Origin of the sequence: Sneathiella limimaris (assembly GCF_012932565.1) — a bacterium.
Lineage (GTDB): Bacteria > Pseudomonadota > Alphaproteobacteria > Sneathiellales > Sneathiellaceae > Sneathiella > Sneathiella limimaris.
This window is the reverse complement of record NZ_JABBYJ010000001.1, coordinates 849,933-874,571: the sequence shown is the minus strand read 5'-3', so window position 1 is coordinate 874,571 and position 24,639 is coordinate 849,933. Positions and strand designations below refer to the sequence as shown.

The 24,639-nt window shown below is 47.4% G+C and carries 22 protein-coding genes; 9 read left to right on the top strand and 13 right to left on the bottom strand.

The window, feature by feature from the left end; all coding sequences use genetic code 11:
- Window positions 1–89 precede the first annotated feature (89 nt).
- Window positions 90–266, bottom strand: a complete 177-nt coding sequence (locus HH301_RS04165; protein ID WP_169566933.1) for a hypothetical protein — start codon at window positions 264–266, stop codon at window positions 90–92.
- Window positions 267–433: 167 nt separating this feature from the next.
- Between HH301_RS04165 and hslV the strand changes: the two genes are divergently transcribed.
- From hslV to HH301_RS04150, 3 genes are all read left to right on the top strand, one after another.
- The gene (gene hslV, locus HH301_RS04160) at window positions 434–982 is read left to right on the top strand and encodes an ATP-dependent protease subunit HslV (RefSeq protein ID WP_169566931.1); all 549 of its coding nucleotides are present in this window, start codon (window positions 434–436) and stop codon (window positions 980–982) included.
- A gap of 1 nt (window position 983) precedes the next feature.
- A complete protein-coding gene (hslU, locus tag HH301_RS04155) occupies window positions 984–2,294 on the top strand; it encodes an ATP-dependent protease ATPase subunit HslU (protein ID WP_169566930.1) in 1,311 nt (436 codons plus the stop codon).
- Window positions 2,295–2,375: 81 nt separating this feature from the next.
- Window positions 2,376–3,146: a response regulator gene (locus HH301_RS04150; RefSeq protein ID WP_169566928.1), complete on the top strand. Its 771-nt coding sequence runs from the start codon at window positions 2,376–2,378 to the stop codon at window positions 3,144–3,146.
- On the opposite strand, the gene HH301_RS04145 is transcribed toward HH301_RS04150, so the two are convergent.
- On the bottom strand, window positions 3,147–3,902 hold the full coding sequence (locus HH301_RS04145) for an enoyl-CoA hydratase/isomerase family protein (protein ID WP_169566926.1): 756 nt from the start codon (window positions 3,900–3,902) through the stop codon (window positions 3,147–3,149). It abuts the gene before it with no gap.
- 140 nt (window positions 3,903–4,042) lie between these two features.
- Here HH301_RS04145 and HH301_RS04140 point away from each other — a divergent pair, with 140 nt between their 5' ends.
- Together HH301_RS04140 and HH301_RS04135 are read left to right on the top strand one after the other, a co-directional pair.
- Complete coding sequence (locus tag HH301_RS04140) at window positions 4,043–4,855, top strand: class I SAM-dependent methyltransferase (RefSeq protein ID WP_206378162.1); 813 nt, start codon at window positions 4,043–4,045, stop codon at window positions 4,853–4,855.
- Between the two features lie 59 nt (window positions 4,856–4,914).
- Window positions 4,915–6,264: an adenylate/guanylate cyclase domain-containing protein gene (locus HH301_RS04135; protein ID WP_206378161.1), complete on the top strand. Its 1,350-nt coding sequence runs from the start codon at window positions 4,915–4,917 to the stop codon at window positions 6,262–6,264.
- A 9-nt stretch (window positions 6,265–6,273) separates the two neighbouring features.
- On the opposite strand, the gene HH301_RS04130 is transcribed toward HH301_RS04135, so the two are convergent.
- The 10 genes from HH301_RS04130 to HH301_RS04085 are packed head-to-tail and all read right to left on the bottom strand — an operon-like array spanning window position 6,274 to window position 17,736.
- Entirely contained in the window at window positions 6,274–7,458 is a 1,185-nt protein-coding gene (locus HH301_RS04130) for an ABC transporter permease (protein ID WP_206378160.1), read from the bottom strand.
- Window positions 7,455–8,483 (bottom strand): ABC transporter permease, encoded by a 1,029-nt coding sequence (locus HH301_RS04125; protein ID WP_169566923.1) that lies wholly within the window; start codon window positions 8,481–8,483, stop codon window positions 7,455–7,457. Before HH301_RS04125 ends, HH301_RS04130 begins: the two co-directional genes overlap by 4 nt.
- Before the next feature lie 16 nt (window positions 8,484–8,499).
- Window positions 8,500–10,398 carry an ABC transporter substrate-binding protein gene (locus HH301_RS04120; RefSeq protein ID WP_169566921.1) on the bottom strand — a complete coding sequence of 633 codons (1,899 nt, stop codon included), beginning with the start codon at window positions 10,396–10,398 and terminating at the stop codon, window positions 8,500–8,502.
- On the bottom strand, window positions 10,395–12,287 hold the full coding sequence (locus tag HH301_RS04115) for an ABC transporter ATP-binding protein (protein ID WP_169566919.1): 1,893 nt from the start codon (window positions 12,285–12,287) through the stop codon (window positions 10,395–10,397). The genes HH301_RS04120 and HH301_RS04115 overlap by 4 nt, the downstream gene beginning before the upstream one ends.
- A gap of 3 nt (window positions 12,288–12,290) precedes the next feature.
- Window positions 12,291–12,812 carry a hypothetical protein gene (locus HH301_RS04110; protein ID WP_169566917.1) on the bottom strand — a complete coding sequence of 174 codons (522 nt, stop codon included), beginning with the start codon at window positions 12,810–12,812 and terminating at the stop codon, window positions 12,291–12,293.
- A gap of 17 nt (window positions 12,813–12,829) precedes the next feature.
- Window positions 12,830–13,615, bottom strand: coding sequence for a polysaccharide deacetylase family protein (locus HH301_RS04105; RefSeq protein ID WP_169566915.1), 786 nt, complete (start codon window positions 13,613–13,615; stop codon window positions 12,830–12,832).
- The gene (locus HH301_RS04100) at window positions 13,615–14,772 is read right to left on the bottom strand and encodes a glycosyltransferase family protein (RefSeq protein WP_169566914.1); all 1,158 of its coding nucleotides are present in this window, start codon (window positions 14,770–14,772) and stop codon (window positions 13,615–13,617) included. The genes HH301_RS04105 and HH301_RS04100 overlap by 1 nt, the downstream gene beginning before the upstream one ends.
- Window positions 14,772–15,353 carry a histidine phosphatase family protein gene (locus tag HH301_RS04095; protein WP_169566912.1) on the bottom strand — a complete coding sequence of 194 codons (582 nt, stop codon included), beginning with the start codon at window positions 15,351–15,353 and terminating at the stop codon, window positions 14,772–14,774. Before HH301_RS04095 ends, HH301_RS04100 begins: the two co-directional genes overlap by 1 nt.
- A complete protein-coding gene (locus HH301_RS04090; protein ID WP_169566911.1) occupies window positions 15,350–16,486 on the bottom strand; it encodes a glycosyltransferase family 4 protein in 1,137 nt (378 codons plus the stop codon). Before HH301_RS04090 ends, HH301_RS04095 begins: the two co-directional genes overlap by 4 nt.
- On the bottom strand, window positions 16,486–17,736 hold the full coding sequence (locus HH301_RS04085) for a glycosyltransferase family 4 protein (protein ID WP_169566910.1): 1,251 nt from the start codon (window positions 17,734–17,736) through the stop codon (window positions 16,486–16,488). The genes HH301_RS04090 and HH301_RS04085 overlap by 1 nt, the downstream gene beginning before the upstream one ends.
- Before the next feature lie 215 nt (window positions 17,737–17,951).
- Here HH301_RS04085 and HH301_RS04080 point away from each other — a divergent pair, with 215 nt between their 5' ends.
- The 4 genes from HH301_RS04080 to HH301_RS04065 are packed head-to-tail and all read left to right on the top strand — an operon-like array spanning window position 17,952 to window position 23,989.
- Window positions 17,952–20,603 carry an ABC transporter transmembrane domain-containing protein gene (locus HH301_RS04080; protein ID WP_169566908.1) on the top strand — a complete coding sequence of 884 codons (2,652 nt, stop codon included), beginning with the start codon at window positions 17,952–17,954 and terminating at the stop codon, window positions 20,601–20,603.
- Window positions 20,604–20,629: 26 nt separating this feature from the next.
- Entirely contained in the window at window positions 20,630–21,097 is a 468-nt protein-coding gene (locus tag HH301_RS04075; RefSeq protein ID WP_169566906.1) for a cyclic nucleotide-binding domain-containing protein, read from the top strand.
- A 36-nt stretch (window positions 21,098–21,133) separates the two neighbouring features.
- Window positions 21,134–22,450, top strand: coding sequence for an AmpG family muropeptide MFS transporter (locus HH301_RS04070; protein WP_169566904.1), 1,317 nt, complete (start codon window positions 21,134–21,136; stop codon window positions 22,448–22,450).
- 33 nt (window positions 22,451–22,483) lie between these two features.
- Window positions 22,484–23,989 (top strand): AMP-binding protein, encoded by a 1,506-nt coding sequence (locus tag HH301_RS04065; RefSeq protein WP_169566902.1) that lies wholly within the window; start codon window positions 22,484–22,486, stop codon window positions 23,987–23,989.
- A 6-nt stretch (window positions 23,990–23,995) separates the two neighbouring features.
- On the opposite strand, the gene HH301_RS04060 is transcribed toward HH301_RS04065, so the two are convergent.
- Window positions 23,996–24,589, bottom strand: a complete 594-nt coding sequence (locus HH301_RS04060) for a GNAT family N-acetyltransferase (protein WP_169566901.1) — start codon at window positions 24,587–24,589, stop codon at window positions 23,996–23,998.
- Window positions 24,590–24,639: the final 50 nt, after the last annotated feature.

Genomic DNA, 24,639 nt, shown 5'->3' with positions numbered 1-24,639 from the left:
AAATCCAAGAAAAGACGCATTTTGATGCCCGATACAAATCGGAAACTCGGCGTTACAGCAACTGAGTCACCCTAAAAGTGATAAAGAGCCTACTTTTCTTTTAAAGCGACAAGTTGCTTTTCAGCAAAGTCCATTGCAAAAGCAAGTCTTTCAGACAGTTCGGGAAAACCATCCTGCTTTGCATCCACTTGAAGGTAGGCGAGAATGTCAAAAATAGCTTTCAAGTTGTTGACTTTCTCGTCAGTGGTTGGTGTTGGCTGTGTCATCAACGTCTCCGAAAATCTGATCTGGTCAAAAGACAAAGATCTAACGTTCAGGTCTGTCGGATGTGAAAAGAAACCCCAATCTTCCGACCCTGAACCCTTGACCGCGGCCAGAAAATGGTTACATCGTGCATCTAGAACATCAAAAAAACCTCTGAAGGCTTGCTTATATGTCTGAACAACCAAAAAGTTGGCGGGGCACAACCATTCTATCCGTTCGAAAAGATGGCAAAGCTGTCATTGCGGGCGATGGACAGGTATCCCTTGGTCAAACTGTCATTAAGGGAAATGCAAAAAAAGTCCGGCGCATTGGGGCTGGCGGCAACGTAATTGTTGGCTTTGCCGGGGCAACTGCAGACGCCTTTACCCTTTTTGAGCGGTTGGAAGGGAAGCTGGAACAGCATCCAGGAAATCTGACCCGCGCTTGTGTTGAGCTTGCAAAAGATTGGCGGACGGACAAATACCTCAGACGCCTGGAAGCGATGATGGCTGTCGTTGACAAGGATGTCTCCCTGATCTTGACGGGTAACGGCGACGTCTTAGAACCCGAAGATGGGATCATCGCAATCGGCTCTGGTGGCAACTACGCTCTTTCAGCCGCCCGCGCCCTGATCGATGTAGAGGGAATGGATGCAGAAGCGATCGCTCGCAAAGCCATGGCTATAGCCGCTGACATCTGTGTATATACTAACGAAAATCTGACAGTTGAGAGTATCTGAGATGGCGAATTTGAGCCCCCGTGAAATCGTGTATGAACTGGATCGGCATATTGTTGGACAGAAAGACGCTAAGCGGTCCGTTGCGATCGCTCTTCGTAACCGTTGGAGACGGCAACAGCTTTCTGAAGAGATGCGCGAAGAAGTTCTGCCTAAAAACATTCTAATGATTGGCCCCACCGGCGTGGGTAAAACCGAAATTTCCCGTCGTCTTGCCAAGCTCGCCCATGCCCCATTCTTGAAAGTTGAAGCCACAAAATTTACTGAAGTGGGTTACGTCGGCCGCGATGTTGAGCAAATTATCCGGGACCTTATTGAAATTGCCATTGGAATGGTTCGCGAACAAAAGCGGAAAGAGGTAACAGCCAAAGCCGAAATTGCGGCTGAGGAGCGGGTCCTTGATGCTCTGGTTGGTGAAGGGGCAACGGCCGACACTCGTCAGAAGTTCCGCAAAATGCTTCGCGAAGGACAACTCGACGATAAAGAAGTTGAGCTTAATGTTCTGGATAACGGATCCGGGAATATGCCAACTTTCGATATCCCGGGAATGCCCGGCGCCCAGATGGGTATGCTGAACCTCAACGATATCTTTGGGAAAATGGGCCCTCAGCGCACCAAACCTAAGAAAATGAAGGTTGCCGACAGCTATCAAGTGCTGATCGACGAGGAAAGCGATAAACTACTGGATGAAGATAGTGTTGTTCGCGATGCCATCTCTCTCGTTGAAAATAATGCAATCGTATTTTTGGATGAGATTGACAAAATTTGCGCCCGTAGCGACAGACAAGGCGCCGATGTCAGCCGTGAAGGTGTACAAAGGGACCTATTGCCACTGATTGAAGGCACAATTGTTTCGACAAAATATGGAACGATCCACACAGACCACATCCTGTTTATTGCTTCTGGTGCTTTCCATGTCGCAAAGCCATCAGACCTGCTACCTGAGCTGCAAGGACGCCTTCCGATCCGTGTTGAGCTATCCCCGCTCACCAAAGAGGATTTCAAAGAAATTCTAACGGAACCAGAGGCGAGTTTGCTCAAGCAGTATGTTGCACTTTTGGCAACCGAGAATGTGACCCTAACCTTCACGGACGATGCTATTGATGAGATTGCTGGCATTTCTGCTGAAGTCAATGCGACCGTGGAAAATATTGGCGCAAGGCGCCTTCATACCATCCTTGAGAAGATTCTTGAGGAAATCAGTTTCACAGCGACAGATTCACCGAACACTGAACTCACCGTCGATGCTGCTTACGTTAAAGAGCATCTTGGCGAACTGGTTACAGATTCCGATCTGTCCAAATTCATCCTCTAGGCTTCACTGAATTTAGAAAAGCTTAAGAAACAAGGCATAGGGTACTTCCTGTTATATTTATTAATAGGAAGTCCCCAGCCCATGAAAGTTCTGAGCGAAGAAGAAGTCGAAGCCCAATACAGGACTGAAGCCCTCGACGAAGCGCGGGATGTTGTTGCAAATCTAGAAATCAGATTGCAACAAATCAGAAGTGGAACCCTTAAGCCAGAAGACGCAACCGTCCTTTTGGCACAAGATGCGTCCAATCTGCGATTAAAGGCCAAAATGGTCAATTTGCCGGGCCTCACGCCGCTCAGCCATCGTCTTGACGAATATCTGACCAAAGCCTCCGCGCTCAATGAAGAACAGCTGGATGATCTTCAGCGCTACAGCGATCAAATCAGTGCTATTCTGGATGGTGACGCTCTTCCACCTGAAAAAGTTGCAGAAGTCATCCGACAACTTCCACATAAAAGCACCTTTGAAGTTGCGGATGTAACTGTCTCAGATATGGAAGTTACGCTGATCATGCCCCAAAGAACAGCTGCCAAGGTAGTTGAGCGGGAACTGGCCGCCTGTGGATATCGCGTGTCCACGGTTCTTGATTCGATCGACGCTTTCCAAATTGTACTGGAAAGTAAGCCCGATATGGTGATCACTGCGGCTGTCATGCCGCGGCTGTCCGGAATTGATTTTGCCTGTGCCCTTGCTGCTATGCCAACAACGCGGGATATTCCGGTTGCGATCCTCACAAGCCTCGAGCCTAATCATCCGGACCTGCAATCTTTGCCGCTTCGCACCGCATTAATCCGGCGGGGTCCCCAGTTTGCAACTGATCTGGCAGATACACTGCAACGGTTTAATATTACCTGATCAACGCCCTTTAAAGTTTGGAGGCCGCTTTTCTGCCATTGCAGCGCGGCCTTCAACAAAATCTTCTGACTTCATGCACCTAATTTGCGCTTCACGTGCGGTTTCCAGATCAAAAGACTGACTGGCAATATCATTAAAGGTGGCCTTCATTCCCCTAAGACTTAATGGGGCGAGCGACTTGAAGGTCGACACCAAGGTTGCAACCTTATAGTCAAGATCACCTTCAGGGACTAGATAGTCCAGAAAACCAACCGATTTCAGCTCCTCCCCATCCATCGTTTCGACTGCCAGGAATAAGCGTTTTGCTGGGCCAATCCCCAATCTGGAAACTGCTCTGGCCATTCCGAACGGGTGATAGTGAATTCCAATTTTTGCAGGTGGTATGAAACATTTGATGTTTGGTGTCCCGACACGAAAATCGCAAGCCAGGGCAAGATCGGTCCCACCCCCATATACTCCGCCATTTAATTTGCAGATGACGGGCACTGGAAAATTTTCAATCGCATCAGTGAGACATTCAAGGGGGTTCTTTGAAAAATCATAGTCACCCAGTTCCCCGAGATTAGCACCCGCACAGAAGCTTTTTCCCTCACCCGTGAGAACGGCAACACGGAGTGTTTCATCTTCAGCAACTTCCCTAAAGTAGGCCTCCAACTCTGCCATTTCGTCCGGATTGAGAACATTGTGCTGTTTTGGCTTTTGCAAAGTGATCGTTAAAACGCCATCTTGGTTGGATTTTGTAAAAAAAGAGCCCATTGTCTCAATCCTTATTCTTGTGGTTTTCTTTTCCCTATCACACATAAGAGCTTCTTGACAAAAACTGTCTCACTTTCTACCAAGCTTTCAGGGCTTTGGGCATAAGGGTTACTGACCTCATGAATTGGCGACTATTGCGAATGGGATTAAAAACCCTTTTCAACATCCAGAAACAGGGCTTTTTCATCCCCTACCGGTATGCGGATACCCTGCTGGCAGCTTCGAGCCGTCAAACCTATCCAGCACTTCTCCGGCTATTTCAAAACCATGAGCAGACCTTCATTCGAAGTCTTGAGTCCATGAGCCAGTATTTGGATCGGTTTCAGGATTTTGGATCCGAACCACCACCCTTTCCCCGTTGGGAGCAAGACTGGTTTCCACGGCTGGATGGGGCTGCCGCTTATACGCAAGTTCGCAACCATAAACCCAAACGGATTATTGAGGTCGGATCCGGTCACTCGACACGGTTCATGCTCCAGGCTGCAAAAGATGGGGATCTACAAGTAGACTTTACCGCTATCGATCCAGCACCTCGCGCTGATATTACAAAGCTGCCGATTACCATTCACAACGATATTGTTCAAAACATGGACTTGTCGCTGTTTGAAAAATTAGAAGCTGGCGATATTCTGTTTATCGACAGCAGTCATATTGCCATGCCCGGCACAGACGTGGACTTTCTATTTCTTAATGTGCTGCCATTATTACCAAAGGGCGTCATCGTCCATATTCACGATATTTGCCTGCCTTATGACTATCCTAAGAGCTGGGAGTGGCGCGGATATAACGAACAACAAATGGTCGCGCCTTTGCTAATGGGCAGCTTTAAGCTGCTGTTTTCCAGTGCATATGCGGAACGGAACTTGGAAAAAATTCTAAAAGAAACCGGCCTCTCGAATTTACCGATTAGCTCCGGTGCCAAGGAAACAAGCCTTTGGCTCGAAAAACAATAATCGAGCTTAACCAAGAAGTTGTGAATGGAAGTTTCCTGGAAATCCTGCATATTAAGTGAATGAACAAGCTGAAGACGTTCAAGTTACTGGGAGACAAGACTGCGGGCCAAATGCCATCGCGGGTCCTGAGCGCCATTCAACAACAACAGGATAATTCGGAAATTCTGATCGCTGTCGTTCAGTTACTTCTTGTCCTTATTTTTGGCTCTTTATACATCTTTAGCCCCAAAACCTTCTCGCAAGATGTGATGTTTGCACCGGTTCCCTTCGCGCTGATGGGTTATTTTGTTTTCTCTCTGATGCGTCTCATCTGGGCGATTTATTGGCGATTACCGGGATGGTTCTTAGCTTTTTCAGTTGTTGCAGACATGACCTTGCTCATGTTCCTGATCTGGAGCTTTCATATTCAGTATGTCCAGCCACCGGCCTTCTATCTGAAGGCGCCAACGCTTTTATATGCCTTTATCTTTATAACCCTTCGGGCTCTTCGCTTTGATATGCGATACGTGCTGCTCGCTGGCTTGACTGCTGCAATCGGCTGGTTTTCTCTGGTTGCGTATGCTGTCTATCATGGGGAGGGCATGGATACGATTACCCGGGATTATGTGCTCTACACAATGTCTCACAAAATCCTACTAGGGGCGGAATTTGACAAGATCATTAGCATTATCATCGTTACCCTGATACTCGCTCTCGTCATTGTGCGGGCACGCCGGCTTTTGATTAATTCAGTAAGCCAAAGCACTGCGGCTGCTGATCTCTCTCGCTTTTTCAGCCCAGAAGTTGCAGCAAAAATCACCCATGCTGAAAACTGGATTGAGCCGGGAACCGGTCAAAATAGGGAAGCGGCCATTCTTCATTGTGATATGGAGGGCTTTACGCGCCTTTCTATGGAAAAGCCCGCCAATGAAGTCATTAGCCTGTTGGCAGAATATCAATCCCGAATGGTACCGATTATCCAAAAGCATGGCGGGACAATTGACAAATTTCTCGGCGATGGGATCCTCGCTAGCTTTGGAGCTGTTTTGGACAGTGAAAATTATGCAAAAAATTGCCTGGAAGCCATGGAGGAGCTGAAACGAGAGGCAGAACTATGGCGTACCGAACGTGAGCAGAAGGGTTTGCCGAGACAGAAAATCCGCTTCACCGCAGCTTCTGGATCTATCCTTTTTGGTGCGGTTGGAGACAAAAGCCGCCTCGAATACACAGTGATTGGGGAGCCTGTAAACCTTGCTGCCAAGCTGGATAAGCATGCAAAAGAAGAAGCAGCTTCCATCCTCGTGACAGAGGCCTGCTTTGAGGTGGCCAAGAAGCAAGGCTATTTGCCCCAATTTAAAACTGATTTTCTTCCCAATCGCAATGTGGGCGGTGTCACTGGTCTTGTAAACCTAGTGACACTCTCGCCATAAATCACGCCTTTACTTGTAAGGATCCGCTGCGTCCCGAAGTCCGTCGCCGAGGAAATTAAACGCCAACACAACAATGATGACAGGAACAACCGGGTACATCAGCCAGGGTGTTGTCGCCACAGCGTTGATATTTGTCGTCTCATTCAGCAGAACACCCCAAGATGTAATCGGTGGCCTCAACCCCAGCCCAAGGAAAGATAGGGCAGTCTCACCTAAAATCATACTTGGGACAGCAAGACTTGCACTCGCAATCAAATGGGAAGCAAAAGACGGCAATAGATGACGCCCGATAATTCGGCTTGGACTTGCTCCCATTAATTGAGCTGCAGTGGTAAAATCCTCCTCTCTCAACGAGAGGAATTTCGATCGCACCGCCCTCGCGAGCCCCGGCCAATCAAGAAGGCCAAGGATAATCGACAATCCGAAAAATACCCAGATAGGCGACCAAGTCACAGGTAGTGCCGCCGACAAAGCAAGCCACAAAGGTAATTGCGGGAGAGACTTCAACAACTCAATCGTTCGCTGAATTATGTTATCAACCCAGCCACCGTAATATCCCGAGATCCCGCCAAGAACGATACCAAGGGTGAAGCTGATGATAATCCCGATTAGCCCAATGGTCAGGGAAATCCGGGTTCCATAAATGATCCGAGAGAAAATATCCCGTCCCAATCGATCCGTTCCCAACCAGAAGAAGGTGGCCCGGCGCTGATCGTCGGCGCAAACCAGATGCAGATCCGCATCAAACATTCCCCACATTTTATATTCATCGCCACTACAGAAAAAACGCAGCGGATAAATGCGGGTTTTATCCACTCGGTATTCCCGCTGCAGGGTATCCAGATTGAGCTTCTGACGATATCCATACACAAATGGTGCTCTCAGTTCCCCTTCATGAAAAATATGAACTGACTGGGGCGGCGCAAAAATATTGCGTGTGTTCCGACTATGAAGTTCATAAGGAGCCAGGAATTCTGCAAAGATTGTCGAGAGATAAAAAAGCAGAAGGATGATACCACTGATCACCGCAAGACGATGCCGGCAGAACTTCCACCACATCATCTTCCACTGAGAGGCCATATAATATTTTTCCTGCTCAGGAGAGAGCTTCTCGACTGATAGCGGATCAAACGGCTCCTTAGAGTACCAATGCTCTAGCTGACCATCCCTGCCGCTATTAATTGAATCACTCATTTTGTCGCCCCCCCACTAAGCCTGATTCTAGGATCAAGGGCTGCAAGTAACAGGTCAGAAATAAACACACCAATCACTGTAAGCAGGGCCAGAAACATCAGGAAGGAGCCCGCTAGATACTGATCCTGACTGCGAAGTGCCTCGAGCAGCATCGGTCCTGCGGTTGGCAAACTCAGAACAGCACTCACAATGACAGAGCCAGAAATCACATCAGGTAACAAATTCCCAATGTCAGCAATGAATGGATTTAGGGACATCCGGATCGGATATTTAATCAATGCCCGCAATTTCGGCACACCTTTGGCCTTTGCGGTCGTGACATATTGCTTTTGCAACTCATCCAGCAAATTCGCTCGCAAGCGCCGGATCATTGCAGCCGTTCCACTGGTTCCAATCACGATCACGGGGATGATCATATGATCGAGAATTGAGAGAACCTTATCTACGCTCCAGGGTTGGTCGAGATATTGTTCATCCATCAAACCACCGATGGAAAGGCCAAAATAATAGTTTGCGTAGTACAGCAAGACCATGGCGAGCAGGAAGTTAGGTGTCGCAAGTCCTAAGTAGCCAATGAGGGTAAATCCATAATCCCCAATCGAATATTGCCTAGTCGCAGAGTAGACCCCGATCGGAAAAGCTACGATGTAAATAAACAAGATAGTCGAGAAGTTCACGACAAAGGTAAGCAACATTCGATCGCCCAGGACCTCAGTCACGGGTAGGTCATAGGCAAAACTATGCCCCCAGTCTCCCTGCAAAAGACCTGAAAAACCATTAGGTCCAGGCCAGAATCCCATCCAGATTGCGTATTGCTCTATCAAGGGTTTATCCAAGGAATACTGTTCCCGAAGGAATGTAATTTTTGCAGCGGCTGTCGCGCTCTCCCCTTGAGCTTTCAATTCCTGCAGCTGATTGGAAAGGTAGTCACCTGGCGGAAGCTGAATAATGATAAATGTCAGAATACTCACCACCAACAAGGTGGGTATCATGACCAGCAGTCTCTGGATAAAATAGCTGAACATGCCTGTTAGTTCCCCCCTAGCCGTCCGCTTTAAACCAGAACAAATCTGGATGATACATGCCAAAATGTGCCCCTGGATCCCAGTTGAATATTGCAGTCTTAGGCACATTCTGAAGGCTGTTTTTAACAACAATTGGCTGCAAAATACCGCTCACAACCCCTATAGTGAACTGTTGTTCTGCATGAATTGCGAGCATTTCCTTCCAAATCCGAGTTCGTTCCGCATCTGTGCTGGAGACCCGCCACTCTCTGTAAAGGTCATAGAGACGTTCAACTTCCGGCATGTCAACTGGCTCACCGGACTTACCTTTGGTTTCATAATATTGACCCCATTTAGGCCATTGATAACCAACCTGCGTTGTTGGAGCCAAGAGAGCAGGGCTGGCACTCGGATTTGCAACACCATTTTCAAAACCTGACCATACGGATATGACCGTCTCTCCTGCGAAAATCCGATTTCGGAATACTGCGCGCTGCGATGGTTTGGTAAAGAGGGCAATTCCAATCTCTTTCCAGCTGTCACGGATGAGCTCCAATACATCAGTTTGTTCTGTACTTTCACCAGCCGTCTCGACGATGATGGTAAGAGGTGATCCATCCTCCATTAACCGGATACCGTTTTCATCACGCTCCGTCAGACCCATTTCATCCAAAAGCGCATTTGCTTTGTCGAAATCCAAATAGGCCCAATCTTTCTGAAATCTCTCTTCGTAAAGTTCACTTTGCTCCTGAACTGTATTGTTACCCTCTTTTGCCAAACCAAAAAACAGGACGTCATTTATCTCGGCCCGGTCGATACCCAGTGATAACGCCCTGCGGAAACGGACATCACGGATCAATTTCCTCCATTTTGGATCAACCACATTTAAATTTGGAAACAACACAAAATGCGATCCCCGAACCGTCGGCCACAGAAGTGTCCTGTATTTTGATCGTTTTTCGTTGGCTTTGAGGAAAGTTGCATCCTGCAATTTTAGAGCTCGAACCTGAAGATCGACATCCCCGGAAGCCGCCTTTGCAGAAATCAGTTTCGGCTCCGATACAGAAAGAATGACCCGATCAATATAGGGAAGCTGGCGACCCAACTCATCTACTCGGTGAAAATATGGGTTTCGCTCTCCAACGAAGCGGTTTGCAGGAGACGCGGTTGTATTTCGCCATGGCTGCAACGTTGGCAAATCCGGGTTGTCGAATTTATAGAGGTTATCCAGTCTATTGTGCTGGGATGCCCAGGCCTTGAACTTAATCTTCTGGATTTTGTTCATCTTGGACTTATCGACATACCGATCATGATACGGCTTTAGATAATGGGCAGGGCGATAAATCAACAGCGGCGCCGCACTTGCAAGAAGGCTCAAGAAGTCTGGGTTGGGACTTGACCATTCATAACGAACAGTCAGCGCATCTGGAAAAGAAACTTTTGGCGGCTCCCCATTGACCAGTAAGGAGGCTGGCGGACCTGTTGGCGAGAGTTTCGCATTATTCGCAACATCTTCCCACCAATACCGAAAATCTTCCGATGTAAAAGGTGCCCCGTCAGACCAGCGATGGTTTTCTCGTAATTTGAACGTGAAGATCCGATTATCCTCAACCTGAAAACTTTCTGCAATATCAGGGACAATTCGAAGATCCGGGGTATAAGACACAAGACGTGCGTAACCGTAGACAAACATCAGCTTCACATCAGATGCATTGCCAATAAGGCTGTTTAGAGTTCCCCCATATTCTCCAAGGACCTGGTCTTCATATAAGGAAACCACACGAGGCGTCGCAGGAAGCCGCTTAGACACTGGCGGAAGGTCACCTGATTGCACCGCTTCAGCAAAATAAGGGACTTCAGGAGTGTCAGCCGCATAAGCGCTCTGACTGACCCCAGCAAACGAAATTAAAAAGAGAAGATAAAGCAGTTTCTTCATGCTCTCAATTCCTCAACTGTCGTCCCTTCGTGAACTCGAACAAAATGTCCATTCCCCATATCCAGCATAAGCGGTGTCGCATCTTCGCTGATTGTAAACGGTGCTTGCCAAGCAGCAGGATCTGAAGCTTTTTCGGACACCAAATGGTCGAAGTCCAGTCGATGCTCCGGATTGGGTTCAGGGACCGCGGCAAGCAACCGCTTCGTATAAGGATGGATCGGATTTTTAAAAAGAACATCCTTTGGTGCCGTTTCAACTAGTCTGCCCCGACACATAACGGCAATCCGATCTGCGATATAATCAACGACCGCCAAGTTATGGGAAATGAACAAATAAGTCAGACCCAATTCCTTTTGCAGATCTTTGAGTAGATTTAGAATCTGCGCTTGGATGGATACATCCAGAGCAGAAACAGGCTCATCACATATTAGCAAATCCGGCTTCAAGGCAAGCGCACGAGCAATACCAATCCGTTGACGTTGCCCGCCTGAGAAAGAATGCGGATAGCGCCTTAGGAACCTCACATCCAAACCGACCAGCTCCATCAGCTCTTTGACAGTTTCTTCTCGTTCTTTCTGTGTCCCGATATTATGAATAACCAGCGGTTCAGAAATAATATCAAAAACAGTCATCCGCGGATTCAATGAGGAAAAAGGATCCTGGAATATAAATTGAACCTTACTGCGATAGTCAAAAAGCTGGGACTTATTGAGGCTAAGAACATCTAAATCCTGACCTCTATCGTTATAGATAACGGATCCGGAGGTTGCACTGACTGCCCGTAGGATCATTTTGGAAAGGGTTGTTTTACCACACCCGGACTCCCCAACCAGCCCGAGACATTCTCCCGGATTGACAAAGAAACTGACGTGATCAACGGCCCGGATCGAACCGCCTGGCTTGTTTCCAATAATAGTTGTTTTTCGGGTGTTGAAAACTTTGGAAAGGTTCGAAACCTCCAAAATTGGTTTGCTGTCTGTTTCAGACATGTCCCGCGGATTTGCCTGAGCCAGAAACTTACTGTCAGCATTACGGGTAATCTCCCGAATTGGGGTTAGCCGCTCCCCTTCTTTCATATCAAAACGGGGCACCGCCTTAAGCAATGCTTTCAAATAGGGGTGACTTGGATCTCGGAAGATATCCTCAAGGCTTCCTTGCTCCATGATCTTGCCGTGATACATAACCACGACTTCGTCAGCCATGCTGGCAACGACACCAAGATCATGGGTGATGAGCAGGATCGCCATTTCCAGTTTTTCCTGCAATTTTTGCATCAAATCCAAGATCTGGGCCTGAATGGTCACATCCAGCGCAGTTGTTGGTTCATCCGCAATCAGCAATGCTGGATTACAGATCATTGCCATTGCAATCATGGCCCGCTGACGCAAACCACCAGAAAGTTCAAAAGGGTAGGTATTAACCGCAGCTTCTGGATCTGGAAAGCCAACTAATCGCAACATATCAATAGTCAGTTCTAGACCTTCTGCTTTTGATTTTTTTTGATGAAGATGCAGCGCTTCAGAAATCTGGTCCCCAATAGTGTGCAAAGGGGAAAGTGAAGTCATCGGTTCTTGAAAGATAATGGTTATTCTACCACCGCGGATCTGACGCATTTCCTTGCTGTCTGGTTTCAACTTAGCGATGTCATAGAAGTTTCCAGGCTTATCCGGGTCAAAAAATAGAATCTCCCCATCCGTGATATGTGCGGATTTTGGAAGAATAGACATGATCGCCTGACTAATCACGGATTTCCCAGATCCGCTTTCCCCAACCAGAGCAACTGTCTTGCCCATCGGAACACGAAAACTAACACCGTCGACGGCTTTTACAGTACCTTCAGACACACGAAATTCGATTTTGAGATCTCGTACCAGCAACACGTTGGACATCTGTTACTCTTTTCCCCATCCTTGATAATGCTGTGTATCCGACGCATCCTCCAGCAGTCCCAAGGCACGCAAATTCCTGACAGTAGCCGGATCAAGAACAAGACCCCGGTCTTTCGCGACCGACATGCAAATCGCAACCAGATCGCTAAACTCATTGATGGTTGATTCCACCTTCAAGCTGATCCCCCTACTCTTCAATCTCAGTTGCATCCACCCTTTTTCTCCATCCCGTCGGCTGGAAAAATATGACAAACGCAATCCCGTAAGATCCTCCCAACGGATTTCCTTTCGGCCATTACCTTCACAACAAATCCCATCTTGTCCCAGGAAAACAGTCAAACGACTTCGTAAGTAAGACCGGATCCCGTAAAGAAAGAACAGGCAAAACAAGAAACCCAATAGGGAAACAATGACAGATGATGGCCGGAACAACAAGAGGGGAACGCCTGTTAAGATCATTCCAATCCCTGCTCTGAAATACTCTTTCCGGATTTCAGGAGCGGGATATGTAAACTTTCGGGCCATTCGTGCTCTTTTTTAGGTTAAAGATAATCGTCCAGAGTTGAGAGTTCATCAATCAGGGCCATGGCCCCTCTCAAGGTCAGAAACCTTACGGTATTTTTTTCTTGTAGATAAGACAAAAGCTTAAACGTAATCGCCCATAAATCTTGATCAAACATCAGATGATGGGTCAACAAACCCGTTGGTTCACTTGCGTCAACACTTCCTGACCGTCTTGCCTTCAGGTGATCAAGAATATCTTTGAGAATCTCAGTTTCAGATCTGGCACTACGACCACCTCTCCAAAAAACTGGATCAATATGGGTGTTTATTTCAGCAAAACCCGGCAGCGGACAAGCTGAATTTCTTGCCTTGAACCTTGATAATCCTGCAAATCCCAACTTCTGTAGGGTCGGAATATGGATATCCGAAATGCGATTCCATGGAGGCACAAAAAAAGCAAAAAAATTATCAGAAAACAGATCTTCCATCCGATATTTGCCAACGCGCAGCTGATCCTCGACCTCTTTCAGATCCCTTTCGGCTGGAAATTCAGATTTCTTCATGCCTTTTGCAGAAAAAGACTGATGAGTAACACCGTGCTGGATAAGCTCACATCCTTCCAGATCGGAAGCGATCAAAGGGTCAACCTTATCGGGAATGGTTGCCAGCGTAAGCGGAATATCAAATTGGTCACGAAGGTGGAGTAATCTGTCCAATGCTGGGGTCGGTTCATTGAGATCATCATCTCGCCACCAGAAAGTGGCAATTTTTCCACTCTCAGCCCAACAGTTCAGTTCAGTATCCAGTTGATCCCAGTAATTCATCAGCGTTCGGCCAACCATCCCCTTAACAAGGCAACAGTTGTATCTGTTCCAGAAACATCAATTTCGGCTGAGGCCGGAGGTCCATCGTAAGCAAGATCAACTTTCTCGGCCAGTTTCTCAGGCGTTAAGCCGTCTTCTTCGGCGATTTGCAAAACACCTTTGGCGGCTAAAAGCTCAGCGCGCAACGTCTGTTCAGTCTCTAACCCACCGGCATAAGGTACGATCACCGCACGGCACTTTGCATGCAGAACTTCCATAACTGTATTGTAACCCCCTTGGGAGATCGAAAGTGCGCAATTCATCAGTAGGGTGGTGAAGTCTTTTCGAGCACGCTCAATAATTACCCCCGGGCCTGCCATTTCTTTCAACTCTTGAAACAGCTCCTCTTCAACGGTAACCCCAACCATACAGCGCCATGTTTTATTCGAAAGCAAAGTCTTGGGTTTAGCCAAAATAGCAGCTTTTAAAAGGTTGTGACCCACAGCCCCACCGCCACTGGAAACAATAACCTCATCATACCCAGGAGCTTCCGGTCCACCTTTTACACCCGTACGGTCTACTACATATCCTGTGTAGAAAATCCGATCCTTGATTGCCTCTGTATGAGGGAAAGTTCGATCCAGAGAAATCAAGTTTGGATCCCCATGAACCAACACCTTATCAAAATAACGGCGAACAAGATCCAACATCTCGTCATTCCGCCCGGGTTTCGTCTGGGCCACGAGGATATCACGAACGGAAGACAGGATTAACGGTGGCTTCATTTCAGATTTAGCCGCTTCCAACAATGGCAAAATCTCAAACCGCATTTGCCGGCGCCCGAACGGGAAAAGTTCAGTAATCAGAATATCAGGTGTAACCCGGTGATAGATGCCCAGAAGCTTGGCTGCCCGCATTTCACGCCAGCTATCATCAATCGCATTTCCGTCTTCATCAACAAGTTGCTTAAAAAACAAGTCTGTCGCTCGGGTTGCTGGCAGCTGGACAATTTCAGCTCCCTCAAGATCGATATTGATAGGATGACCACCAGAAACCACTGTGACATCAAACCCAGCCCGGACCAGATTTCTTGCTAGTGTAGCGGTTCGCCGCAGATGCCCGATGCCCAGCAAATGCTGGACATAAAAAAGGATTTTCGGCGGTATGCTTGTTTCCATTATGGCTTTTCCAATCTTACATTTGGGCGCTCTGGAATGACATGACCTTCTTCGGTAATCAGAAACAGATGAGCCTTATTCCAGTGATACTCAATCGGCAAAACCTGTTTCATATCCCAATCATATGCCAAAGACTGCAATGCCCTAATAACACCTTTATGGGTAACGGCAATAGTCGGGGAGCTTAATTCTCTAAGAAAAGAGGCCAAGCGCTCTCTCACCAGACGAGGTGACTCCCCTTCCGGTGGCGTCATATCCAGACCTTGGCGCTCATTTTCAATCATTTCCTCACCGAAACAATTTCGTAGCTCCTTAATTGTGTGCCCTTCCCAGGCACCAAAATCCATTTCTATCAAACGATTTTCGATACTGAGATCAGTTGCACCTAAAATTTGAGCTGTTTGGATTGCACGCTGAAGAGGGCTGGACACCCATTCAAACATTTGAAACTCTGCAGGAATAATGGCTGTTTTGAGCTCTTCAATACCCTCCTCGCAGAGAGGAATATCCCGTCGGCCCTGCAATTTTTTTTGCAAGTTCCACTCTGTTTTTCCATGGCGAATTACCAAAAGAGGAATCATTTGAATAATTCCTCTAAGTGGGTATTCAAAAGATCTGAAGTAGCCTCAAGACTTCTTTCACGCCGCACAAAAAGGGCAGCTTGCTCTGATAGTTGCTGGAGTCTTGCTGGATCTTTTTGAAGAGTAATGATCTGTCCAGCCATGGCTTTCATATCACCTTCAGGGATCAAATATCCTGTGTGCCCATGCTGAACCACATCAGGTACGCCCCTCACATCACCAGCGATCACTGGAGTACCGAACCATTCAGCTTCGAGTAAGGCCATCCCATAAGCTTCTCCGCACGCAGGCCAGACATAAAGATCCGCCTCAGCATATAGCGCTTCTAAATCTGCACCGCCTCGCTGTCCGAAATAAGATACTCGCCCTGCAAAAGGCTCAAAAAGAGCTTTCACCTCCGCTTCGCACTCCCCGTCTCCTACGACCATCAATGTCCAACCATCCGGTGGAAGATATGACAGCATTTCTGCGAGTTGAGTGTAAGAATTCATTTTATCTCCAGGGCGCATCATCGCCACAGTCAGAAGCCTAATATCTTTAGAATTCGACAGTTCTCTGTCTCTAATCAAGGCTTGAACATCCGGAGAAATTTCAGATTTTGAGCTCTCGATTGGTTTCATGAAAGGCGGAAGTTTCACAAGTTTCCCGTCATCCGAAACAAGATCTCGCAAGCAATTTCCATCCAAATCAGTCATATAAAATACCTTGGCAGCGCTCCGGATCGCCTGAGCAGCTGCCTCATAACCTAAAGCCCAAGGCCCGCCCGCTTGCTTTGGAGCATGACTAGCCTCAGCGACCGCATAAGGAATATGAAGCGCTTTCGAAATCAAAGGACCAATCCAATCAGGTGCCTTGTGATAGACATGATAAGTGAACCATAAATCGGGTTTAGGAGAGCTTGGATCAGCGTTGATCTCATTTAAAATCCGAACCACTTCACCAGCAGCTTGGTCCCGTTGCTGCTCTTGAATTGTTGAAGTCCCGGTCTTGTCATAACATCTCAGATCCGAAGCCAAATAAACTTCATGCCCAGCGAGAGTTAGCGCTTCCATAAAAAGCCGGGCTACCCTTCGATCCCCCGAGGGGATTTCATGTGTGGGCGCCTTCATAGGTGCATAAAATGCAATCCTCATTAAACAGGCCCTTTCGGGAGTTTAGCAGAAAGCTGAGTTATCCAATTACTTGCATCAAACTCCGATAGCAGCTTCTCATAACCTTTGTCACTCAGCCGCGTTCTAAGGGCCGGGTTCCGGATCAAACTCTCTAAGGCCAGCGCCAGTTCCTCGGGTGAATTCTGAGATACAAGTAACCCAGTATGATTATCAACAATGAGTTCTGGAATTGCCGAAACAGACGTTGCCACAATCGCTGCTTTCTGGCTTTGGGCCTCCATCAAAACATTCGGAAGTCCATCCCGATCACCATCACCGGCAATACGGCTAGCCAAAACGAAGATATCAGCAGATCTCATGGCCTCCTTAACCTCTGCCTGCGATTGCGGCCCCAACCAATGGCAACGATCCGCATAATCAGAAATCGCCGCCTGTCCTTTGAGGCCTTCCAGCAGCGGCCCGCCACCGATATGGGAGAACTCCCAATTTAAGTCTTTTGGTAATCTCGATAAAGCCGCCAAAACATCGTCATACCCTTTTTTCTCAACAGCACGCCCAACAGAGAGAATTCGCACTGGATTTTCGGTACTCTCGCCAGAACGTTCATGCTCTTCAGGAGCAGCCACTTCGAACCGATCAAAATCAAGACCATGATAAAGTAATTCGATCTTGGCAGGATCTGCCGCCAACTGCCTCAAATGATCCACGTTGAAAGCTGTGCAGGTTACAAGCCAACTGACATCGGCTAATTTCTCTGAAATCTCCCAATTTGGGGATGTGTAAATATCTTTGGCATGAGCAGAACAACTCCAGGGGAGATCCAGGCAAAACGCCGCGTACCTGGCAACTGATGCCGGGGTGTGCAAAAAATGCGCATAAATCATCGGGCTATTTTCTGGAAATTCCGCCGCCAGAACCATCGCCTGACCAAAACGGCGAACCCTGTTTCGACTAAAATCTCGAAAGAGATCCCTAATCCACGTTCTGAACGCTTTCTTATAACCGGGCAGCTTCCTTGCGCTCCACCAGCTTTTCAAAACCCGGACAGGTTCTTGATGCAAATATTCCGGAAGATAAGTAACCAGCGCTTCCATTTCCTCATGAACAGGATGCGTTTTCTTGTCAGTTGGAAACCTTAGGGAAATCAAATGCAGCTTATGACCCAGCTTCTCCAATGCACGGAGTTCCTGCGCGATAAAAGTTTCCGAAAGACGCGGATATCCCTTCAAAACAACTGTGATAACCGGAGCCGTATTCTCTATCTGCTGCATCAAATTTGCGTTCCAATAAAGTAAAAACTTTTAGTAGGGGGTGTGCACCTGAATTTCAACCTTACACTTAAAATTCAGTCCGTGACATCTTTCACCAAATCATTGGAAAAGGTTTTTCTAAACAAATTTGGGCCTTGCTTGAGTGATGAGAAATGTGAAAAAGTGGCAAGGGGCAATGATAAAATATACAAGGGTGGTTAGGCAGGTCTCGCTGCATGGAACATAGTATTTACAAATACATTCTGCGCCATAGCAAAAAGCAGCAGATCATCCTCTTACTTTTATCCGTCGGATCTTTTCCGTTCCTCTACTATTATCTTGAACTCCCAAAAATTATCATCGATCAGGCCATTCAGGCGAAAGACATTATCTTTCCTGTTGAATTTATGGGCATCGCTATCGATCAGCAGGAATTTCTATATGTAACGGTCGGCGCATTCTTATTGCTGGTTATCATAAATCAGAGCTTTAAGTATGTGATCAATGTATACCAGGGGATTACGGGAGAGCGCATGCTGCGCCGCTTGCGGTATGAGCTTTACAGTCGGATTTTGCGGTTTCCGTTGCCGACTTTCCGCAAGAAAAGCTCAGGTGAGATCATCCCAATGATCACTTCGGAAGTAGAACCCCTCGGCGGGTTCATTGGCGAAGCTTTCGTGCTGCCAGCTTTTCAGGGCGGTTATCTAATTGTGATCATGAGCTTTTTGCTTATCCAAAATGTTCACATGGCCTTGGCAGCTATCGCTCTTTACCCACTGCAAGCCTATTTCATTCCGAAAATGCAACGGGTGGTGAACCAGCTTGGCAAAGAACGGGTTAAAAGAGTTCGCGTCCTTTCAGACAAGATTGGTGAGACTGTTGCCGGTATTCAGGAAATCCACGTTCACGATACTTCAAACCTGCTCAGAGCCGATTTCACCAATCAACTGGGCCGGATTTATTATGTGCGCTACCGCATATATCTCCTAAAATTCGTCATCAAATTTCTAAACAATTTCATTCAACAGCTCGGTCCGTTCTTTTTCTATGCCATTGGTGGAACAATGGTGATTGCTGGGAACCTTGAAATCGGGACCCTAGTCGCAGCTATTACAGCCCATAAGGAAATGGCTGCCCCTTGGAAGGAGCTCCTCGCCTATTACCAAAGGCGCGAGGATGCCCGGATCAAATATGAACAGGTCGTCGAACAATTTGAACCTGCAGGCATTCGAGACGATGCCTACCAAATGGATGAGCCAGATCCTATGCCGCATCTAGCGGGCGAATTGGTCGGCGCAAACCTCATATTGGCGGATGATACCGGCTCAGCCCAATTGGAAGGCCTCAACATCCGTGGCAACCTGAAACAAAAAACGGCTATCGTTGGCGCTGCGGGCTCGGGCCGTGATGCACTCACAAAAATAATTGCCCGCCTTATCGACCCAGACCGCGGGACGTTAAGCCTTGGATCAATAGATTTGCTGGCAGCCCCCCAATCTCTGACAGGAAGGCGTATTTCTTATCTCGGGCAAAGCGGATATGTGTTTAACAGCTCAATTGGAGATAATCTGTTTTTTGGCCTGAAGCACCGACCTCTTCGCGAAGTACAGCTTGAGGATGAAGACGAGATTGATTTTCTCAATAGAGATAAAGAGGAAATCGGTATAACTGGAAACAGTTCTTTCTCAATCCGGGCTGACTGGATCGATTATGAAAGTGCTGGCGTTTCAAATCACCATGAATTGGACGTTCGCGCTATTGATGTTCTGCAAATGGTTGAGCTTGGAGACGACGTATATCAATTTGGTCTAAGAAGTACACTTGATCCAAAAGAGGATAGTGAAGTTGCCTCTCTGATCCTGTCCGCCCGCAGGCGTTTCTTCGAGAAACTGGACGCTGATCCTGCGCTTAAGAACCTTGTCGAAGCCTTTGAAGAAGATAAATACAATACGAACGCGACCTTAGGTGAAAACCTACTGTTCGGAACTCCAGTCGGTGACAGCTTCGACATGGAGCGCCTTGCAGAAAACTCATACGTGCAGAAAGTTATTGAAGAAGCTAATCTGACAACAGCGTTCCTCAAAATGGGCTACCAAGTCGCCTCATTAATGATTGAGCTCTTTGCTGATCTGCCACCAGATCATGAGTTCTTCCAACAATACGGATTTATTTCCTCAGACGAACTTCCAGACTATCAGGCAATCCTCTCTAGAGTGAACCCAGACAACCTGGAACAGTTGCGCGAAGAAGATCGCCTTCGCTTCATGTCTCTACCCTTCAAGGTCATTCCTTCACGACATCGCCTAGGTGTAATCACCGACGATATTCAGGAAAAAATTGTCCTCGCCCGGAAGCAATTCATCGATCACTTACCAGAACACCTGCATGGTAAGATCGAATTCTTCAACTCAGACGCATACAACACTGCAGCAAACATCCAAGATAACATCCTGTTCGGTAAAATCGCATACGGGTACGCGCAGGCGAACGAGAAAATTGGCGCCCTTTTGGCTGAAGTCGTCGCCGAAATGGATCTAAAACGCTCGATTATAAAAGTTGGTCTGAATTTCAATACGGGCTCTGGTGGAGCCCGCTTGAGTGAAAACCAACGGCAAAAACTCTGTATTGCCAGGGCGATTATCAAGAAACCAGATCTTCTAGTTTTAAACCAGGCAACGGCATCTCTGGATTCCAGATCCCAACACCGAATTATTGAAAACATTTTGTCCGAATTTGAAGATCGAGGTGTAATCTGGTCACTTGATAAGCCTGAAATGGCCTATCTATTCGATCAGGTTCAATTTATTGCTGGCGGCCTAATTATGGATACAGGTTCTTTTGAGGACTTAAAATCTCGAAATGAACAATTCCGGATGCTAATCAGCTAGCAAATGTACGAGAAGGAGCAAACGTTGTGACTTTAAGAGAAGAGGTCGAGACACTTAGGCAAATTCCCCTGTTTGCTAAGGTTGACCCATCGAAAATCAAGTTGCTTGCCTTTACCGCTGAGAGACTAACCTTTCAGCCCGGTGACCTTCTCTGCAAGCAAGGAGAGATGGGAGATGCTGCCTACGTCATTATCAATGGCCAAGCGGATGTCGTTATAGACACTCCATCTGGACCTATTACCGTGGCAACCATGAAAAAAAATGATGTTGTGGGTGAAATTGCTATTTTGATTAATATCCCTAGAACCGCAACGATCAAAGCCGCTTCTGAATTGACAACACTGCGCATCACAAAGGATCTTTTTCTCAGAACCATCACGGAGTTTCCAGAGATGTCTATCGAGATGATGCGTGTGTTGGCTGAGCGTTTGGTCAAAACGACTGAAGAACTGCAAAAAGCAAAAGAAACGCTTCGGAAAGAAACTGGTCAGTAAAGCCACCCCTCACGTTTTACCAAAAAGGCTAATCCCTTGCCTATTCGTCGCTGGCTCGAAGCCGCTTCCATTTATAAAGACCCACGTGTTGTCGCAATCCTGTTTCTGGGATTTTCGTCCGGTTTGCCACTTGCACTCACTGGGACAACCCTCGCCCTTTGGCTGAGAGAGGAAGGCCTTACGCTCACCTCCATTGGACTGTTTGCTAATGTCGCCACCCCTTATGCACTGAAATTTTTATGGGCACCCCTCATTGATAAAATGCCTGTGCCGTTCCTCACCCGGTTGTTAGGTCGGCGGCGAGGCTGGATGGTTTTGACCCAACTGGGACTAATTCTCTCGATCATTGGGATGGGTTCAGTAAATCCAAATACTCACATTGAACTTACTGCGTTATTCGCCTTTCTTGTCGCCTTCTCCTCGGCCAGCCAAGACATCGTCATTGACGCTTACCGCGTCGAAATCTCTGATGAAAAGAGCATGGCGGCAGGGGCTGCTGCCATTGTATTTGGATATCGAATTGGCATGCTTGTTTCCGGGGCCGGAGCACTCTACCTTGCGTCTGTTGTCAGCTGGCAACTGACATTCACAGTAATGGCAGCCCTAATTCTGGTTGGGACGATCACCATTATGATTGCTGGAGAGCCGAAAACGATCACCAATGCGAGCTCTGCCAAAGCTGATAGCTCAATCCGTGATTTAAGTACCTATGTGACTTGGATCCGGGAAGCTGTCATCGACCCGTTCAGCGAATTTCTTGGCCGAAAGGGGTGGTTGCCGATCCTGCTTTTTGTCGTTTTCTACAAATTTGGGGATAGTCTTGCCGGCGTTATGAGCACCCCATTTTTTTATGATCTTGGCTTCACGAAAATTGAAATCGCCAATGTCAGTAAGATCTATGGTACCGCTGCAACTTTTATTGGGCTCGCAATCGGTGGCTGGCTAATGGCGGCAACTGGTCTGTATAAAACCCTGTGGATCTGCGGTATTCTACAACTTGGATCCAATCTCATGTTTGCCCTTCAGGCACTCGCAGGAAATGACGTAAGTGTATTGGCACTGACCGTTGGTATCGAAAATTTATCCGGTGGGATGGGAACAGCAGCATTCGTCGCCTACCTGTCTAGCCTCTGTAATGTCGCTTTTACCGCCACACAATACGCCCTTCTATCGTCATTTATGGCTACCGCCAGGATATGGTTCTCCTCACCAGGAGGTTGGCTTGCGGAGCAGTTGGGCTGGGTCCAGTTTTTTATGGTAACAGTGCTGGCAGCGTTGCCAGGTCTAATGCTACTATGGTGGTTGACCCGTTCGGGCCAACCCACACGAACCGAACAGGCCCAAGCAAAATAACAAAGTTCCTACAAGGAACAGGCGGGGGACAGGATGAACATTGCCAACATTCTAGTGCGCACGGCACGCTCTTTCTCAGACTATCCAGCACTTGCCTATGGCAATGATATTGTTGCAAATTATGATGAGTTCGCAACCAAGTCAGCTGCTCTCGCAACTGCACTGAAAACAACATACGGCCTTCAGACCGGGGATCGGGTTGCCCTGATAATGAAGAACCATCCTGACTACTGGATCTCTCTCTTTGCCGTCTGGCATGCTGGAATGGTTGCTGTTCCTGTAAATGCCAAACTCCACATCACTGAATTTCAATATATTCTCGAAAATTCAGAAAGCAGACTTTGTTTCGCGACACCTGAGTTGGCTGATCAGCTTAAAACACTCGCACACGCACCAAAAATTATCAGTATTGCAGATGAAGAATATCAAAATGCCCTGAAGGAAATACCTAGCCCGATGGTGGATCGAGATCCGAACGATCTAGCCTGGCTCTTTTATACATCGGGTACAACGGGCAAGCCAAAGGGTGCCATGATTAGTCACCGCAATCTGCTCTGTGCAATCACAAGCTATTTCTCGGATGTAACCCCTATCAATCCTGGCGATGCAGTTATTCATTCGGCGCCGCAAACTCATGGTTCAGGCCTGTATGGACTTCCGCTGATTGCAAAGGCAGGCATTCAGGTTACCCCCTTAAGCGGTGGATTTGATCCCGCTGAAACGTTTGAGCTGATTGCAAGATATCCCAATTCCTGCTTCTTCTTTGCGCCGACAATGATCCACAGACTGATCACATCTGAGGCTTTAAAAACCGCTGATACAAGTAATCTGAAGTTGATCGTCTATGGTGGCGGCCCAATGTATGAGGCTGATATCCGTTCGGCACTAGACGCCTTGGGACCAAAATTCTGCCAGATTTATGGGCAGGGTGAAGCCCCAATGACAATCACCGCTCTCAGCCAATGGGAACTTTCTGAAAATACAGATCACCCCCGCCGATCAGAACGCCTCGCATCAGTTGGACTTGAGCGAACAGATGTGGAAGTCCGCATCGTCGATGACAACGGGCAGGAACTCGCCAATGGTGAAGTTGGCGAGATTATCGTTCGTGGTGACGTGGTTATGCTGGGTTACTGGAAAAATCCAGAAGCCACCAAAGAGACCATCCAAGATGGTTGGCTATACACTGGTGATATGGGTACCCGGGACGAAGACGGCTTTATTACTCTTAAAGACCGCTCCAAAGATGTGATCATTTCCGGCGGAACGAATATCTACCCTAGGGAGGTAGAAGAAGTTCTCCTTACCCATCCTGCAGTCGATGAAGTCTCCGTGGTCGGACGACATCATTCAGAATGGGGAGAGGAAGTGATTGCCTTCATTGTTGGGGAGCCTTCTATAACCCATGAAGATTTAGATGCGTATTGTGTAGAGCATATGGCTCGCTTCAAACGACCGAAGGAGTATATTTTTAAAAAAGAGCTCCCCAAAAATAACTATGGCAAAGTCCTGAAGACGGAACTTCGAAAAGAACTTTGAGGCACCTCATTCTGTTCGACTGACTTGATATGTCAGATGGGACTTAACGGTCGGCCACTCACTTTGCAAAATGCTATAAACACAGGTATCGCGCAACGTACCATCTGGCATAACCATATGATTTCTAAGGATCCCGTCCATTTTGGCGCCTAACCTCTCAATCGCGGTCCGGCTCTGTCGGTTAAAGAAATGGGTTCTGAACTCCACGGCGATACAAGCCCATTCTTCAAAAGCATGAGCCAGCATCAACTTTTTACAGCGACGGTTAATTCCTGTCCGATGTGCTCTCTTGGCATACCAAGTATTTCCAATTTCCACCCTCTTATTCACCCCATCGGCATTCATAAAAGTTGTCATACCAATAAGAGCCCCTGATACCCGATCTAAAATAGTGTAAGGCAGCATGGATCCGGTTTCCTGCAAGGATAAGCGTCGCCTGATTTCCGCGCCCATCGCGTCAGGTGTTGGCACCGTGGTATACCAAAGCTTCCAAAGCTCTCCGTCTTTTGCAGCTTCAATCAAACCGGCTTCATGTTCGGGCACCAAGGGTAGCAGTTGAACGCGCTCATCGTTTAATATTTCGGGTGATAACCAAGACATTTCATGACCTCATAGCATTTCAATTGGTACCTGTGATATTGTCCAAACCC

What these genes read in the sequence shown, in the direction of transcription:
- HH301_RS04165 (WP_169566933.1), bottom strand. Translation starts at nt 266, where the DNA reads ATGACACAGCCAACACCAACCACTGACGAGAAAGTCAACAACTTGAAA.
- hslV (WP_169566931.1), top strand. Translation starts at nt 434, where the DNA reads ATGTCTGAACAACCAAAAAGTTGGCGGGGCACAACCATTCTATCCGTT.
- hslU (WP_169566930.1), top strand. Translation starts at nt 984, where the DNA reads ATGGCGAATTTGAGCCCCCGTGAAATCGTGTATGAACTGGATCGGCAT.
- HH301_RS04150 (WP_169566928.1), top strand. Translation starts at nt 2,376, where the DNA reads ATGAAAGTTCTGAGCGAAGAAGAAGTCGAAGCCCAATACAGGACTGAA.
- HH301_RS04145 (WP_169566926.1), bottom strand. Translation starts at nt 3,902, where the DNA reads ATGGGCTCTTTTTTTACAAAATCCAACCAAGATGGCGTTTTAACGATC.
- HH301_RS04140 (WP_206378162.1), top strand. Translation starts at nt 4,043, where the DNA reads ATGGGATTAAAAACCCTTTTCAACATCCAGAAACAGGGCTTTTTCATC.
- HH301_RS04135 (WP_206378161.1), top strand. Translation starts at nt 4,915, where the DNA reads ATGAACAAGCTGAAGACGTTCAAGTTACTGGGAGACAAGACTGCGGGC.
- HH301_RS04130 (WP_206378160.1), bottom strand. Translation starts at nt 7,458, where the DNA reads ATGAGTGATTCAATTAATAGCGGCAGGGATGGTCAGCTAGAGCATTGG.
- HH301_RS04125 (WP_169566923.1), bottom strand. Translation starts at nt 8,483, where the DNA reads ATGTTCAGCTATTTTATCCAGAGACTGCTGGTCATGATACCCACCTTG.
- HH301_RS04120 (WP_169566921.1), bottom strand. Translation starts at nt 10,398, where the DNA reads ATGAAGAAACTGCTTTATCTTCTCTTTTTAATTTCGTTTGCTGGGGTC.
- HH301_RS04115 (WP_169566919.1), bottom strand. Translation starts at nt 12,287, where the DNA reads ATGTCCAACGTGTTGCTGGTACGAGATCTCAAAATCGAATTTCGTGTG.
- HH301_RS04110 (WP_169566917.1), bottom strand. Translation starts at nt 12,812, where the DNA reads ATGGCCCGAAAGTTTACATATCCCGCTCCTGAAATCCGGAAAGAGTAT.
- HH301_RS04105 (WP_169566915.1), bottom strand. Translation starts at nt 13,615, where the DNA reads ATGAATTACTGGGATCAACTGGATACTGAACTGAACTGTTGGGCTGAG.
- HH301_RS04100 (WP_169566914.1), bottom strand. Translation starts at nt 14,772, where the DNA reads ATGGAAACAAGCATACCGCCGAAAATCCTTTTTTATGTCCAGCATTTG.
- HH301_RS04095 (WP_169566912.1), bottom strand. Translation starts at nt 15,353, where the DNA reads ATGATTCCTCTTTTGGTAATTCGCCATGGAAAAACAGAGTGGAACTTG.
- HH301_RS04090 (WP_169566911.1), bottom strand. Translation starts at nt 16,486, where the DNA reads ATGAGGATTGCATTTTATGCACCTATGAAGGCGCCCACACATGAAATC.
- HH301_RS04085 (WP_169566910.1), bottom strand. Translation starts at nt 17,736, where the DNA reads ATGCAGCAGATAGAGAATACGGCTCCGGTTATCACAGTTGTTTTGAAG.
- HH301_RS04080 (WP_169566908.1), top strand. Translation starts at nt 17,952, where the DNA reads ATGGAACATAGTATTTACAAATACATTCTGCGCCATAGCAAAAAGCAG.
- HH301_RS04065 (WP_169566902.1), top strand. Translation starts at nt 22,484, where the DNA reads ATGAACATTGCCAACATTCTAGTGCGCACGGCACGCTCTTTCTCAGAC.
- HH301_RS04060 (WP_169566901.1), bottom strand. Translation starts at nt 24,589, where the DNA reads ATGTCTTGGTTATCACCCGAAATATTAAACGATGAGCGCGTTCAACTG.